14 protein-coding genes are annotated in these 13482 nt (G+C 60.9%); 1 reads left to right on the top strand and 13 read right to left on the bottom strand.

Going from position 1 to position 13482, the window contains the following annotated elements:
• Positions 1-62 precede the first annotated feature (62 nt).
• The 12 genes from vgrG to PPN31114_RS03160 all read right to left on the bottom strand — a co-directional run bounded on the left by vgrG (position 63) and on the right by PPN31114_RS03160 (position 11665).
• Complete coding sequence (gene vgrG / locus PPN31114_RS03215; protein WP_150678036.1) at positions 63-1853, bottom strand: type VI secretion system tip protein VgrG; 1791 nt, start codon at positions 1851-1853, stop codon at positions 63-65.
• 4 nt (positions 1854-1857) lie between these two features.
• The gene (locus PPN31114_RS03210) at positions 1858-2541 is read right to left on the bottom strand and encodes a CIS tube protein (RefSeq protein ID WP_150678035.1); all 684 of its coding nucleotides are present in this window, start codon (positions 2539-2541) and stop codon (positions 1858-1860) included.
• A 3-nt stretch (positions 2542-2544) separates the two neighbouring features.
• On the bottom strand, positions 2545-2739 hold the full coding sequence (locus PPN31114_RS03205; RefSeq protein ID WP_150678034.1) for a DUF5908 family protein: 195 nt from the start codon (positions 2737-2739) through the stop codon (positions 2545-2547).
• Positions 2740-2743: 4 nt separating this feature from the next.
• The gene (locus PPN31114_RS03200; protein WP_150678033.1) at positions 2744-3208 is read right to left on the bottom strand and encodes a phage tail protein; all 465 of its coding nucleotides are present in this window, start codon (positions 3206-3208) and stop codon (positions 2744-2746) included.
• Positions 3209-3276: 68 nt separating this feature from the next.
• Positions 3277-3735, bottom strand: coding sequence for a phage tail protein (locus tag PPN31114_RS03195; protein WP_039398341.1), 459 nt, complete (start codon positions 3733-3735; stop codon positions 3277-3279).
• 54 nt (positions 3736-3789) lie between these two features.
• Positions 3790-5517 carry a phage tail sheath family protein gene (locus PPN31114_RS26370; protein ID WP_150678032.1) on the bottom strand — a complete coding sequence of 576 codons (1728 nt, stop codon included), beginning with the start codon at positions 5515-5517 and terminating at the stop codon, positions 3790-3792.
• A 19-nt stretch (positions 5518-5536) separates the two neighbouring features.
• Positions 5537-6469 (bottom strand): hypothetical protein, encoded by a 933-nt coding sequence (locus tag PPN31114_RS03185; protein ID WP_150678031.1) that lies wholly within the window; start codon positions 6467-6469, stop codon positions 5537-5539.
• Between the two features lie 20 nt (positions 6470-6489).
• Positions 6490-7065, bottom strand: a complete 576-nt coding sequence (locus PPN31114_RS03180; RefSeq protein ID WP_150678030.1) for a Pvc16 family protein — start codon at positions 7063-7065, stop codon at positions 6490-6492.
• 293 nt (positions 7066-7358) lie between these two features.
• Positions 7359-8096 carry an aspartate/glutamate racemase family protein gene (locus tag PPN31114_RS03175; protein WP_150678029.1) on the bottom strand — a complete coding sequence of 246 codons (738 nt, stop codon included), beginning with the start codon at positions 8094-8096 and terminating at the stop codon, positions 7359-7361.
• A gap of 23 nt (positions 8097-8119) precedes the next feature.
• Entirely contained in the window at positions 8120-9553 is a 1434-nt protein-coding gene (hydA, locus tag PPN31114_RS03170; protein WP_150678028.1) for a dihydropyrimidinase, read from the bottom strand.
• Positions 9554-9557: 4 nt separating this feature from the next.
• Positions 9558-10292 (bottom strand): maleate cis-trans isomerase family protein, encoded by a 735-nt coding sequence (locus PPN31114_RS03165; protein ID WP_150678027.1) that lies wholly within the window; start codon positions 10290-10292, stop codon positions 9558-9560.
• Between the two features lie 74 nt (positions 10293-10366).
• Positions 10367-11665, bottom strand: coding sequence for an MFS transporter (locus tag PPN31114_RS03160; RefSeq protein WP_150678026.1), 1299 nt, complete (start codon positions 11663-11665; stop codon positions 10367-10369).
• A gap of 221 nt (positions 11666-11886) precedes the next feature.
• Here PPN31114_RS03160 and PPN31114_RS03155 point away from each other — a divergent pair, with 221 nt between their 5' ends.
• Positions 11887-12531, top strand: a complete 645-nt coding sequence (locus PPN31114_RS03155; RefSeq protein ID WP_150678025.1) for a GntR family transcriptional regulator — start codon at positions 11887-11889, stop codon at positions 12529-12531.
• A 49-nt stretch (positions 12532-12580) separates the two neighbouring features.
• Here the strand turns inward: PPN31114_RS03155 and PPN31114_RS03150 are convergent, their stop codons facing one another.
• Positions 12581-13321, bottom strand: a complete 741-nt coding sequence (locus PPN31114_RS03150) for an IclR family transcriptional regulator (RefSeq protein ID WP_246182453.1) — start codon at positions 13319-13321, stop codon at positions 12581-12583.
• Positions 13322-13482 lie beyond the last annotated feature (161 nt).

Raw genomic sequence — 13482 nt, 5'->3', positions numbered from 1 at the left:
GTCAGGTCTCCTTGTTGCTTGTTGCGTGTCTCGTATCGCGATGGGCGTCGTACAACGGTGCGTCAGTTGATCATCACCAGTGCACCCTTGACCGTCGTCTGGCCGCTGGCAGACAGTTCAGCCGTCGCTGAGCCCTTCGCGACGATGCCGACTTTGGCCGTACTGTTGATGTTGAGCGCTTCGCTCTTGATATCGGCCTGCGCCGTTTGTTCGATGTTCGACACCGCGGTAATGCTGACTTTGCCCTTGGCGTTGATCACGATGTCTTTCGGGCTGTCCAGCGTGATGCCATCCGGCGTCATCTGAATCTTGTTGTTGTTCTGGTCGGTCAGACAGATCGACTTGGCGTCGTCGCTCATCTCAATGGTGTTCTTCTGCGGTGTGATGACGGTAATCACCTTCTTGTCATCGTCGAAGATGATCTTGAGCAGCCCTTTCGTCCACAACGCTTTGGTGTAGTTGTCGGCCGTTAGCTCGTACGGCATCTTGTGCTGGCTGCTGTAGACACTGCCCAGCACGATCGGATGCGAGGGGTCGCCGTTGAGATAGCCCAGAATCACTTCGTCGCCGATCTCGGGAATGAAGAACGCCCCGACGCCCGCCGAACCGTAGAAGCTGGCAAGCCGCGCCCAGACGCCTGCCGCCTCCGCTTCCAAGACCTGCACGGCCACCTGAATGCGGTACTGGCCCTCGGGGTCGGCATCGAGTTTGGTGACCACGCCAATTTGCAGACCGCCCACGCCCGGCACAAGCCCCGATGCCATTACGTCTCCCGCGCCGTGGCGCTCGCTGTGGCTCTCGGGCGACAGTCCGAACTCGACTTCGGAGATCCAGTTGCCGTCGGCAATGCGGTGCTGCACCGCGCTCACGTACACGCTGCCGCTAAAGCGTTTGCCAACACCGGCGAGCTCGATCATCACGCCCGGCTTCGCCGACGCGTTGCCTTGAAACGAAAGACGGCCGCGAATGCACGCCAGCGCCGCGCGCATCTGCCGCGCCTCGCTCCACGATTTCAGCTCGTCGCTGATGAGCGGCACCGTCGATTGCAGCCGGAACGTGGACGGGCTGGCCACTTGCGCAAGCTTTCCCGGAGTGAGGTTGCCCTGCTCGTAAAGCGCTTTGGCGGGTGCCGCTTGCTGCACCATCGCCTGTGTGCCCGGGTCCCACGCAGCCGCCACCACGCTCTGCAACTGCGTGCGCGCGTCGATATCGGCCGAAAACGACATCATGTCCATGCCATAGGTCACCTTCAGCACGGCGTCTGCGCTGGTCTGCGGCGGCTTAACGCTCACCGTGCCGTTGTCGTCAGCGATGACGAGTGCGCCATTGGCCTCAGCGCGCAGCGCCATGAAATCCCAGTCGGTGCTGTAGAACTGGACGATCTCTTGATGCTGCGTCTGCGTCGTGGTCACATCGGCCGTGAGTCCGGCATTGGAAATCAGTTGGCTGATGATCCCACTGTCCTGCTGCTGGACATAGTTCGCGTTCTTGCAACCGATGGTCATGGCGACGGCTTTGTGTTTGCACTCCACAATCAGTCGAGCGTCGTTGTTGCCGTGAATCTTGATGCCGTGCCGCACGACAATGCCGTCGAAAATCGGTTTCGTAGTGCCGCCGTAACCGGCACTGATGACAATGGCCGTGCCCGGCACAAAGACTTCCAGGTCGCTCAGCGGGAAATCGTCGTCGGGCATGTCGCCGTCGCGCAGCACAATGCGTGCGCTGCATACGCGTCCCACCGCACGGTCGATCTCGACGGAGATCACGCCTGCGGTGTCGGGAATGGGGTTGCCTGCGCTCGTGATCGAGAGCGTCAGCACACCATTGGCGTTGAGGGCGGGAGAATCGGCCATGGCGTCAGACGAGCGGCGGAAAGCGCAGCACCATGCCCGGCTCCAGCTTGCGAAAACCGGTCAAGTTATTGATACGCGCGACCTCGCGGTAATACGACGGGTCGTTATAGATGCGATTGCACAACAGCGGCAGCGTGTCGCCCGCCGTCACCTCGACGAGATGGCTCAAATCGGGTGAGCTGAGATTCGCACGCAACGCGCTCTCGGTCGCGCTCATCCAGCCGACGATGCCAAGCGTCACGCGCGCGCGCAGCGGCTCACCGGTCGGTTTGAACATGGTGTAGTCGAGCGCGATCGACTCTACCCGACCAAAGAAGATGAACGTGCCCCACAACAGTCGGATGTAGTTCGGTTCGTGCTTCTTGCCGTCGTATTGGTAAATCACGGCGAGCAGCGCATCGATCATGTCTTTGACGCTACGCGACCCCGTGCCGTCGACCACCCCCGTGCCGTCTAGCACGAGGTTCTCGATGGTGATGGTTTCCGGCCGGATTGCGCTAAAACGTGGCGTCGCACTCGGCTGTCCGAGCGTCTGCTTCTTGTTGTATTCGATGCTCAGCTTGCGCTTGTAACCCACCGGGTTGATCAGCGCCTCGAATGCGCTGCGGCTCGTGTCGACCGAAATCTGACCGCCCGAGACTTTGCACGGGGCGATGTTGAATTTTCTGCGATTCAGACTGGCCGCCACGGATCAGCGCTCCTTCGCACGTTCAAGCAAATCGAGCACGAGTGCACGGCATTCGGCGAGCAAGTCGGCGCGCGCCTGCGCATCGAACACGGCTTCGCCTTCCGGCGCATCGGCGGGTACCGGCAATGGGCCGCCTTCGCCTGGCGCTTGCTGTATCACATTCGACTTGATACTCAATTGACCGATTTCAATCGACATCGGGTCACTCCATACGATTGGCGTAGGTGTAGCTCAGCACGATCTTTTCGATCGCCACCTCATTCTTCGTCGAACCGAAGCTTTCGATTTCCCACTTCACCGGATACGCATTGGCGAACGTCCAGATGCGAATCGGGATATGCATTTCATCGAGCAACTGCACCATCAACGACTGCGGCCGTATCGGCACGATGAATTCGCCTTCGAACACCGAGCGGCACCACATGACCAGCGGCGACGAGAACGACGCAACGCCCCGCTTGAGCTCGAGGTTCGGATGCTTCACCCCCTTTGGCAACGTGTGCACGAAGCGGTTTTCCCCACCCTCGGGGACCGATTCGGTGTCGAGTTCAGTGCTGATGCCGGAGACTTCCTGAAACGACGCATCGACGGCACCGCCCGTCGTAGCGAACATCACGCGAAAGTGGAAGGCAGCAGGCGGGTACGGATCGAAAGGCGATGACGGCATGTCGGGCACGTGCGCGGGCCGGCATCGGCACGCGCTTTTGCCAGCGCGCCGATGCCGGTGACCGGTGGTTAGCTATTGGCGATGGTCAACCCTTCGTGCACGATCTCGATCGTCTCGATGGCGACTTCGTTGCCTTCGGACTTCAAGTCGGTGCCCGTGATCTTGGTCGGCCACGCGTTGGCAAGCGTCCAGACCATCGTCGGCTTGCCGGCTTCGTCGAGCAGGCTGATCGTCACCGGCACGCGTTTGATGGTGTTCATCTTGATCTGGTTGAACCAGTCCCAGAACTTGTTATCGGACTTGAACACGCCCTTCTTCATCGTCACGTTGCCGTACTTCTTCATACCCGGCATCTTGATGACCGAGAATTCGGGGCTGTCGCCGTGGCGATACTTGATTTCTTCGGACTGCACGTCCAGACCGCTGACTTCCTGAAACGACATGACCTGCGAGTCCCACTTCACCTGAAAGTAGAACTTGGGAAGCGGCCACACTGTGGTGGATTGTTTCGAGCCGTCGTCTGCCATCACACACCTCGTTTAAAGATTGGATGCGAAAAATGCTGTGCCAGGCCAACGGCCTCAGGACTTCTGCATTTGTTGTTCGAACGTGAGTTCAATGAATTCGGCCGGACGGCTCACCGCCACCAGCACCGACACCTTGAGCAACCCTTCGAGAATGTCGTCGCCCGTCATCGTCTCGCCCAGCCCGACAAACACCTGGAACGCGTCGTCGGGGCTTGCGCCCGCCAGACCGCCGCGCTTCCACACGCTAGTGAGGAAGTTGCGCACCATGCTCTTGATCGTGACCCACGTGTTGGCAGTGTTCGGCTCGAACACATAGGCCTTACACGCAAGGCGCAACGACTCTTCGATCATGATCATCGTGCGGCGCACGCTGAGGTAACGCCAGTCGAGGCTGTTGCCGTCGAGCGTACGGGCGCCCCACACCATCACGCCTTCGCCGATGAAGCTGCGAATCGCGTTGACCGACTTACCGTTGGTCGGCGCGTTCAGGTCTTCCTGGTCGGCGTTCGAAATGCTCACGCTCGGCGACACCACACCATTCAGGCTCACGTTTGCCGGGGCCTTCCACACGCCGCGCGTGTTGTCGACGAGCGTGTACAGGCCAGCCATACCGGCAGACGGCGGCAGCAAGTTGAGCTTCTTCTGCAACGATTGCAGCACCTGCACGTAGACATTGCTCAGGGCGGCGAGCGTCTTGTGCAGCGTCTCGATGTCGTTGGCGGACATCGCTGCGGGTTTCGCGGCAGCGGCAGGCGCGGCAGCAGGTGCATCGCCACCGGCAGGTGCATCCGCCGCCGGCGTATCTCCGCCCGCGGGCGCGGCAGCGGCGGGCGCAGCAGGTGCGGCGCCACCGGCCAACTTCGCCAGCACTTCCTTAACCTGCGCGGCCTTCGCCTGTGCCGCTGGCGACGACGGCACCGGGTTGAGCACCGGGTCGAGTTCCGCCGTGATCAGCGTTTGCAGTTGTGCGGGGTTCGAAATCTTCGTGAAGTCGAGATCCTTCTCGGTCACGATCGACGTATTCACCCACGGGTAATACCCGGCACCGAAGTCGAGGAATTCGGAGCCGACGGCATCGCGGAATGCCGTGATGGCATCGCCGCCCGGTGCTTGCCGATCCCAGTAACCGTCGAACACGTCGAGAATCGCAAAGCGATTCCGCATCGTGTAGCCGCAGTGCATGAGCATGGCGCGCTGCACGGTCGTGCAGTCTTGCGCCGACAGACGCACCGCTTCGGGCACCACGACCATCGTGGGCTCCTGCTCCTTGATGAGCGTGTCGATGCCCTTGGTCAGCTTGCCCGGATCGATTTCATTGTCGGCATACGTGCCCACCGACACCACGTAGCAAGGCCCGCCGCCGTTCTGGAAGAACAGCAGCATGCTGTAGTACAGCAAGTACTCGGTGCCTTGCGCGGTCAGTTTGAACGGCTTGCGCGCGCCGGTCGGGCCGACAAAGAGGTCGGTCACGGCGGGACGTTGCGGGGCCGCGGCACCGCCTGCATCGGCGGCCGGTGCGGCACCACCCGCGTCCTTTGCCGGTGCCGTCGCTGCCGGCACTGCGTCGAGCGAGTAGCTCGTCGTCGGTGCCCCGCCGAAGTACGTCAGGAACTCCGCCATCGAGCTAATACGCCAGGGCGTATTGGCAAGCGGGGTGCCTTTGTTATCGGCGAACTGGGTGTAGCCGATAAATGCCGGCACGGCCGTGGCGACTTCCACCACGGAATTGGGGAATGCATTTTGTTCGACTACGTATACGCCTGGTGTTTTGTATTGCGCCATGGTTCACCTCGGTCAACGATCAATTGATGTAGATCTCGGACACCCAAACTGCCCGGCTCTGCGCCGCTTCCTGCCATTCCTGCCGTTGCTTTGTCTCCATCCCCTGCTGAATCACGCTGCCAACTTCGGCATTGGGCAGTCTTCGGATCAACACGCGTTCACCCGACCGGCCCCGTTCCCGCAGCTGAAATCGCTGCGGATATTGCTGCTGCATTGCAATTTCCTGCTCGCTCTCGAACACCATTGCACAGCGACCGCCGCTGCGCGGCTCACTGCCGGACGCCACGAAACTGACCTTCTCGTCGAGATCGACGATGGCTAAAGCATCGTTGCTGGCTTCGCAAACGTAGTAGTAGCGCCAGCGCGTCGCGCGCACGTCGAAATGCACCGTGTAGTCCACGCAGATCTGGTTCGCTGAAGCACTGGCAACGTGGTCGGCGAGATCGATCTGCACGACCAACACCGGCGGAGAAAGCCGGTCGGCGCGCTCGAGATGGGTGGTCAATGGCGGTGCGGTGATCGGCACCGCATTCGACGCATCGATAGCATTGCCTGCGTGCAGACGTTGCGTCAGCACAGCGGCATTCGGGTTCTCGCCGGTCTGCGGCACACTCGTCGCGCTTTGCAGAAAGTAGACGGCAGCACTGTTCTGAACTGGCGCGGTATAGCGAGAGAAATGTTCGTCGTTGGCGTACCACTTGATCGTGGCCACGGCCTCGCCCGGTTTGAGATCGCCCAGCAGCGCGTCACGGCGCGCCGCATCGCAAAATACGGCAACACCCTGCCGATGCGCTCGCACGAGCAAGTCGCGGCGCCGCGCCCAATCGAGGGTCGCAGGCGTGAGCGCGTGGCGCACCCATGCGTGCGGTTGCGACCAGTACGCATGAGTGAGATCGACGGTGAATAGCCGCGTGTAACCAGACACAGCGGCCCCGTTGGACGTGGCGGACATCGGGCGCGCTCCGGGCCGGGTCAGTGATTGAGCGCCGGTACAGGCGTGCGCACCGTCGGCACGGTACCGACGATATCGCCGGTATCGGGGGCCATTAGGCGCACCTTGTACAGCACCGACGGCAAATACTTGCCGCCAAGCATCGTCCAGAGATTGCTAAGTTCGCGGATGTTGAGATTTTCGATCTCGAGCACCAGTCGGTCGATGCGCGCGTCGAGCGACGGCGAAGACTGATGGTCGAAGACCGGATAACGCTGAAAGAAAGTGATCGCGCCAGAGATGAGCTTGAGCGAATCTTCGTAGTTACCGCCGGTGTAATTGGCGGCCACCATGACGTAGAGATTCAGATAAAGCGGTGCGACGGTGGTCGTCGCGCGCGATGCGCCTGCCTCACCGGGCAGCGATTGACGATACGGCCCCGTGTCTCGTTCGATATGCGTGAGGAACACCACCAAACGGTTGTTCGTGTCCGCAACGGCATGGCCGTGCATATCCACCAGACCGGACATCGTCACGATGTCTTCGGTGAGTGTGTAGGCTTGTTTTAAATACTCATTGAGCCGCCCCGCTAGGTGGCCCACAGCAGCGTTAATCATGGTTCCCCGATACCGTTCGCAATCCAATTGCTTATCTGATTCGGTACAACACTAGCGACTACCGGTACTGCTTTGTCGTAATTATTCCTACACCGTCTCGATTGCCGAAACGCAACGCTCGGCATTCCTGAGCGTTTTCGGCATCTGGCTTTCATTTTTGGCAGCGGAACTGTAGCACATGCGCACAGTGATTGGCGCGGCGATAGAAAAACGAAGGCCGGCAACGTTTCCGCGCCGGCCTTACCGAATCTTTCTGCGACTCGAGTAGCAGCTAAGCGTGCTGAATCGCGTCCTCAGTCGAGCAGCGCCTGCAATGCCGGTGGCAACCCGGCGTTGTCTTTCCTCGGTGGACGCTGAAAACTGCCGCCCGTCGCCGCCCCCGGCTGCAACGCCATTAACGATTCGCAGTGCTTGACGGCGCTGGAGACGCCATCGACAACCGGCACCGGAATCTGCCCCCGCAACTGGCGCGCCAATCCGGCCAGCGGCGCGCCAGCCACGATGATGACGTCGGCACCATCATGCTCCACCGCCATCTGACTGAGTTCCACGAGCCGCGCCGCGTGGTCTTCCTGCACCGTCGCAATGTCTCGCAGCGGTGAGGTGAGGCTGCGAATGCTGGCAAGCCGCGACGACAAGCCGTTCGCCGCCACGCATTCCCGATACCACGCCTGAATGCGGTGCGAAATGGCAATGATCGAGAACCGGTTGCCGAGCAGGCAGGCGCTGGCCAGTGCCGCTTCGGTCATGCCGACCACGGGCACGTCGAACAACTCTTTGATGCCACCCAAGCCGGGGTCGCCGAAGGCCGCCACGACCAGACCATCGAACGTGCCCGCCCGCTCTGCCGCCGCACAAGCGGTCGCATAGCCGCCGGTCAGCGCCTCGAAGCGAGTTTCGATATACGCCACGCCGAATTGCGCGGTGGCGAACGACAGCGACGTTTGCGGCGACGCCGCCCGGCGCGCCTCCGCCTCGATCAGTGCCGTCACACTGGTGGAAATATTGGGGTTGATCACGAGCAAGCGCATCGCAACGTCTCCTTGTCAGTGCGTTACACGAGCGACGGCGCATCGGCGGGCAGAAACTGCCCGCGCCCCGGCGCCGGTTCCAGATACTTGCGATTGGCCACGAGTTGCTCGCCGCGCGAGAAGCAATGCACTGGCCACCCCGTCACTTCCCTGCCCTCGTACGGCGTGTAGTCGACCGCGTGATGCAAGGCATCGTTCGTGATCTGCACCTGCGCGTCGGGGTCCCACAGCACGATGTCGGCATCGGCACCGATGGCGATCGTGCCTTTGCGCGGGTACAGACCGTACAGCCGTGCCGGGCGATACGACGTCAGTTCGACGAACTTATGCAACGACAGCCGTCCCTGACGCACACCGTCGAACAACAACGGAAGCCGCGTTTCAATCCCGGGAATGCCGTTGGGAATGTGTTCGAACGATGGCGTTTCACCACCGGGCTTCTTGCCTTGCGGATCGTCGTAGTTAAACGGCGCGTGATCCGATGAAAACACCGAGAACACGCCCTGCTTGAGCGCTTTCCAGACGGCTTCCTGATTATCGGTATCGCGCGGCGGCGGACTGCACACGCATTTGGCACCGGCATAACCGTCGTCGCCGGGGTGCCCCATGTCGTCAGCCGTCAGATAGAGATACTGCGGACACGTCTCGGCAAGAATGGGCATGCCGCGGCCCTGCGCCCAGCGAATTTGCCCGATGGCGTCTTTGCCGGATACGTGCACGATCAGAATCGGTACGTCGACCAATTCGGCAAACGTAATGGCCCGATGCGTGGCCTCACGCTCCACAGCAGCCGGGCGCGCCAACCCGTGAAACTTCGGCGCAATGCGCCCTTGACCGACCAGTTTGTCGGTCAGCCACGCGATGCAATCCGAGTTCTCCGCATGCACCATCACCAGTGCACGATGCTCGCGCGCCACCGAGAGCACTTCGAGAATTTCTCTGTCCGAGAGCTTCAGATCGTCGTAAGTCATGTAGATCTTGAACGACGTGTAGCCCTCCTGAATCAGTTGCGGCAACTCTTCTTTCAGCACCTTTTCCGTCGGATCGGCCACGATCAGGTGAAAGCCGTAATCGACCACGGCGCGCCCGTTCGCTCGGCGGTGGTAATCCTCGACCGCCGCGCGCAAGGAGCCGCCTTTCTCCTGCGCGGCGAATGGGATCACGGTCGTGGTACCGCCACACACGGCAGCGCGTGTGCCGGTGAAGAAGTCGTCGGCCATGCGCAGTCCGTCCGGCATTGGCTGATCGAGATGGCAATGACCGTCAACGCCGCCCGGCATGGCAAGCAGGCCCGTGGCATCGACTTCGCGCCGCCCCGGACCGAGGCGGCGGCCCAGCGCCACAATGACGCCATCGCTTACGCCGATATCGGTCTGAAAGCGATCGGAGGCCGTCACGACATCCGCGTTGCGAATCACAAGATCGAAGGGCTGCGCGCCTGCAAATGCATTCGTCATGGCATCACTCCCCTCGCGCAAACAGTTGTCCCCACTCGGACAACGCGCGCGTATCGAGACCGGCAAGCTTCATCGATTTCCAGATCACCGTGGAAATCGTGTCGTACACAGGGATGCCGGTTTGGGCTTCGAGCGCGCGCGCCAGCGGTGCGGCGTGCAAGTTGGTGCAGAACGTGGTGATGGCTTGCGGGCGCTGCACGGCCACTTCGTTCACGAGACGGGTGAGCGTATCGCTGTCGACTTCGGAGAACTCGAAGTTCTTGCGCAAGTCCAGATGGCGCTCGGCCGTGCATTGAATACCGCGCCGGGCGTAATTCGCGATGATTCGCTGCTGAACGTCGTCGAGATACGGTGTGACCAGCCCCAACTCCTTGACGCCGGTCTGCTCGAGAATTTCATTGAGCGCCAGCACAGAGGTGGTCGCCGGGATGCCCGTCGCCTCGGTAATTTGGCGGCACAGCGCTTCGTCGGTTTCGAAACCGAGCCAACCTGCCGACGTGCCGTTCCAAGCGATGACGTCGACTTCGGCATCGGCGAGCAGCTTGGCCGCGTCGAGAATCTTGTCGAGATCGAATTGGCCGAGCGCCGTCGACCCCAGCGAAATTTCGGTCACGCGAAAACGCGAAAAATGGACACTGACATTCGGCAGTCCCGCCACCATCGCGCTGGTAATCGGTTCGAGCGCGGTGTTGGAGGACGGCGTGAGCATGCCAAGCAAAGTGCGGGAGTTTTTTGTCATTGTCGTTCCAATACCAAAAGCAAAGGACAGCGACCGGCCGCTGCGAGCGCGTGCCGGTCAGGTAAATCGATAAATCAGACAGGGAGTTTTCGTTCGTAATCGATCAACGTGGAGCACACGAACAACCCAACGCCAGCGGCAGCAAAGAACATCAGCGCAAGGAAGTACGAGCCGGTGGTTTGCACGATTAGGCCGACGATCAACGGCACGCTGATGCCGCCGATGTTGCCGCCCAGATTCATCACGCCGCCGAGGAAACCGATCTTGTTACGCGTGCCGAGGATCGACGGAATGCACCAGTACAGGCCGCACCAGCGCAGGAAGAAGAGCGTCGACGACAGCAGCACGACCGTGACCACATCGCTGGTGACGTATGCCACCGAGAAAATCGAGGCCGTTGCGATGACCGCAGCAATGCCGAAGAGCGTGCGCATCACTTTGTTCGGTGCGCCGCCAGCCGCTTTCCATTTGTCGCCGATCCAGCCACCGATCAGCTCACCGATGAAGCCGCAGAAAAAGATGATGAAACTCGCACCACCCATTTGCTTGATATCGAAGCCGTGCACTTTGTGCAGGTAGTTCGGCATCCACGTCAGCAGCCCGTAGAACACGGTGTTGAAGCACATCCAGCCGAGCGCCATGCACCAAACCGAGCGGTATTTGAAGAAATCCAGCGAACGGCCCGACAAGTTTTCCGGTTCGGCGCGATGCTCCGACGCCTGCGCCATTTCGATGTAATTGGCTTCGTCTTCGTTGACGTCCGGATGTTCGCGCGGTGCATTGCGGATATAACGCCATGCGACGTAACCCGCGAGCATCGTGCCCACACCCGCCACCACGAAGGCCAGCCGCCACGAACCCAGCACGGTAATCAGCCACGTGATGATGATGGCGCCCAACGCGGCCCCGAGCGGCGCACCGCCGTCGAGCAGCGTGGCACCGCGTCCGCGTTCGTTCTGCGTCATCCAGATGGCGTTGAGTTTGCCGCCCGCCGGATAAATCGGCGCTTCCGCAGCGCCCAGCCCGAAGCGGGTCAGGAGCAGCGTCGTGGCGCTCGTACAAAACGCGGCGGCCGCCTGAAAGAGGCCCCAGAAGACCGTGGCCAGTGCGATGACGATGCGTGGCTTGTACTTGTCGGCCAGCATGCCGCCCGGAATCTGCATGACGGCATAAGTCCAGAAGAAGCCGCTCAGAATCAGCCCCTCCATCGCTGGCGTGAGATCGAACTCTTTCGAGATCAACGGCATCGCCACCGACAGCGACGCACGGTCGATGTAGTTCACGGCGATGAGAAACAGCATCAGAAAAAAGATCTTCCAGCGAACCGTGCTCTTCGCACCGGTTAGCGTTGCGGCCCTGCTTGTCGACTGCATGGTGAATCTCCCGATTAGATGACTTGAGTACCGTCGTCGCGCAACTTGGGAGTGAGTATAGAATCTGTAATCTGTAATTACAACGCTGGTAAATAATTGATTTTATTAGGATGATACGTAGGGATTTCCCTATATGGTAGGATCTTTTCGACACTGATAATCGATAACGAGACAACGTGGCCCTTCCCCTCCAGCAGTCCCCCAGACTCCGCACACTCGGTATGTCCGCCGAGATTGCAGCCCGCCTTCGCGTCATGATCGAAGAAGGCGAATTGCCCCCGGGCGAGCGCATCGACGAGAAAGCGCTCTGCGAACTTTTCGATGTCTCGAAGACGCCGTTGCGTGAGGCGCTAAAAACGCTGGTTTCCGAAGGGCTGGTATTGCACCGGCAGTACATCGGTTATCGCGTTGCCCCGCTGGATTTAGCGGAGTTGCGCGCGACGTTCGAAACGCTGCATGGGCTGGAGCGTTTGGCAGGCGAGTTGGCCGCGTCGCGGCTGACGGATGTCGCGCTGCGCACCCTTGAAAAGAAGCATTTGCAGATGCTCGATGCGCATAGCAAAGGCCATCGCACAGACTACTTCCGCATCAATCAGGAGATTCATCAACTGATCGTCGATGGCGCCGCTAACCCGGTGTTGTCGTCGATTTACGCGGCGCTGATGAGTAAGGTGCACCGCGCGCGTGGCGCGGCAAATGCCGATCATTTACGTTGGCAGGAATCGCACGAAGAGCATGAGCAGATCATGCGTGCGCTACGCGAGGACGGGCGCCCTCGCTTGGGCGATGTGCTCAAGGCACACTCGGAAAATACGGCCACTGAGGTGTTGACCGTCGTGGCGGAAGCCATTCGCAAGGGCGAGTGATACTGACGCGGCGTGCATCACTCACTTGAAATGACTCGCCCGGCATGGCTTACGTGCCCGCGTCGTGCCCCGGCACTGTGAACCCTGCTTGGCGTGTCGCGGCAAGGCTCGCGTCGTAACGCTCCCCCATGCCACCGAGTGCAACGGTCGCGCGACGTGCACCGTCGAGTAGCGCGGCCAATGCCTGCTTCACTGCCGATGCCATGTCGAAACGCGCCTTCGGCCCGGACAGGGTGAGCGCACCGACGAACTCCCCACTCGCACCGAACACCGGCACCGAAACCGACGCGGTTTCGGGGTCTCGTTCACCGAACGAGACAGCCCAGAGACGCTCTCGCACATCGGCCCAACGCGGGTCGTCGGTTTCAGTAAAGGCGAGTAAAACCTTGCCCGACGCGCCCTTCGCGATCGGGAATTCTTCACCGATACGAATCGACACCCGCACCGCGCGCGTAGGCTCCACCCGGTAGAGCACCAACCGCTGATCGCCCTGACGGACATACAGCGATGCGGTTTCGCCCAGTTCGCGGCTCAACTGCTGCAACACCGGCTCAATCACGGGCCCCACCTGAAACGACCGCTGATAACGTGCCGCCAAGCGCAACGGTTGCGGGCCGATGGCATATCGCCCGTCGCCCAGTTTGCGAATGAATCCCCCGTGTTCGAGCGCACCGAGCAAGCGCAGCACCGTGCTCTTGTACAGATCGGTGCGCAGCGAAATTTCGGTCAGTGTCAGCCCATCTTCGGCAGGGCCGAACGCGTTGAGGATCGCAAACGCACGATCGAGCACTGCGACGCCGCTGCCGCTGCCGCTATCGGCGTTACCGGCGCTTTCGGCGGCTTGTCCCTCAGCACTGAATTCTTCTTGGCCCACTCGGCTCTCCTGTCGTGCGTTTCATTGTGTCCGGCAACTCTACAGTTCTACGGGACAGAACACAAGTTCCACAAAAT

The sequence above is a fragment of the Pandoraea pneumonica genome (assembly GCF_902459645.1).
GTDB lineage: Bacteria > Pseudomonadota > Gammaproteobacteria > Burkholderiales > Burkholderiaceae > Pandoraea > Pandoraea pneumonica.
This window is presented reverse-complemented; position numbering and strand designations above follow the sequence as displayed.

What these genes read in the sequence shown, in the direction of transcription:
- vgrG (WP_150678036.1), bottom strand. Translation starts at nt 1,853, where the DNA reads ATGGCCGATTCTCCCGCCCTCAACGCCAATGGTGTGCTGACGCTCTCG.
- PPN31114_RS03205 (WP_150678034.1), bottom strand. Translation starts at nt 2,739, where the DNA reads ATGTCGATTGAAATCGGTCAATTGAGTATCAAGTCGAATGTGATACAG.
- PPN31114_RS03200 (WP_150678033.1), bottom strand. Translation starts at nt 3,208, where the DNA reads ATGCCGTCATCGCCTTTCGATCCGTACCCGCCTGCTGCCTTCCACTTT.
- PPN31114_RS03195 (WP_039398341.1), bottom strand. Translation starts at nt 3,735, where the DNA reads ATGGCAGACGACGGCTCGAAACAATCCACCACAGTGTGGCCGCTTCCC.
- PPN31114_RS26370 (WP_150678032.1), bottom strand. Translation starts at nt 5,517, where the DNA reads ATGGCGCAATACAAAACACCAGGCGTATACGTAGTCGAACAAAATGCA.
- PPN31114_RS03185 (WP_150678031.1), bottom strand. Translation starts at nt 6,469, where the DNA reads ATGTCCGCCACGTCCAACGGGGCCGCTGTGTCTGGTTACACGCGGCTA.
- PPN31114_RS03180 (WP_150678030.1), bottom strand. Translation starts at nt 7,065, where the DNA reads ATGATTAACGCTGCTGTGGGCCACCTAGCGGGGCGGCTCAATGAGTAT.
- PPN31114_RS03175 (WP_150678029.1), bottom strand. Translation starts at nt 8,096, where the DNA reads ATGCGCTTGCTCGTGATCAACCCCAATATTTCCACCAGTGTGACGGCA.
- hydA (WP_150678028.1), bottom strand. Translation starts at nt 9,553, where the DNA reads ATGACGAATGCATTTGCAGGCGCGCAGCCCTTCGATCTTGTGATTCGC.
- PPN31114_RS03165 (WP_150678027.1), bottom strand. Translation starts at nt 10,292, where the DNA reads ATGACAAAAAACTCCCGCACTTTGCTTGGCATGCTCACGCCGTCCTCC.
- PPN31114_RS03160 (WP_150678026.1), bottom strand. Translation starts at nt 11,665, where the DNA reads ATGCAGTCGACAAGCAGGGCCGCAACGCTAACCGGTGCGAAGAGCACG.
- PPN31114_RS03155 (WP_150678025.1), top strand. Translation starts at nt 11,887, where the DNA reads ATGTCCGCCGAGATTGCAGCCCGCCTTCGCGTCATGATCGAAGAAGGC.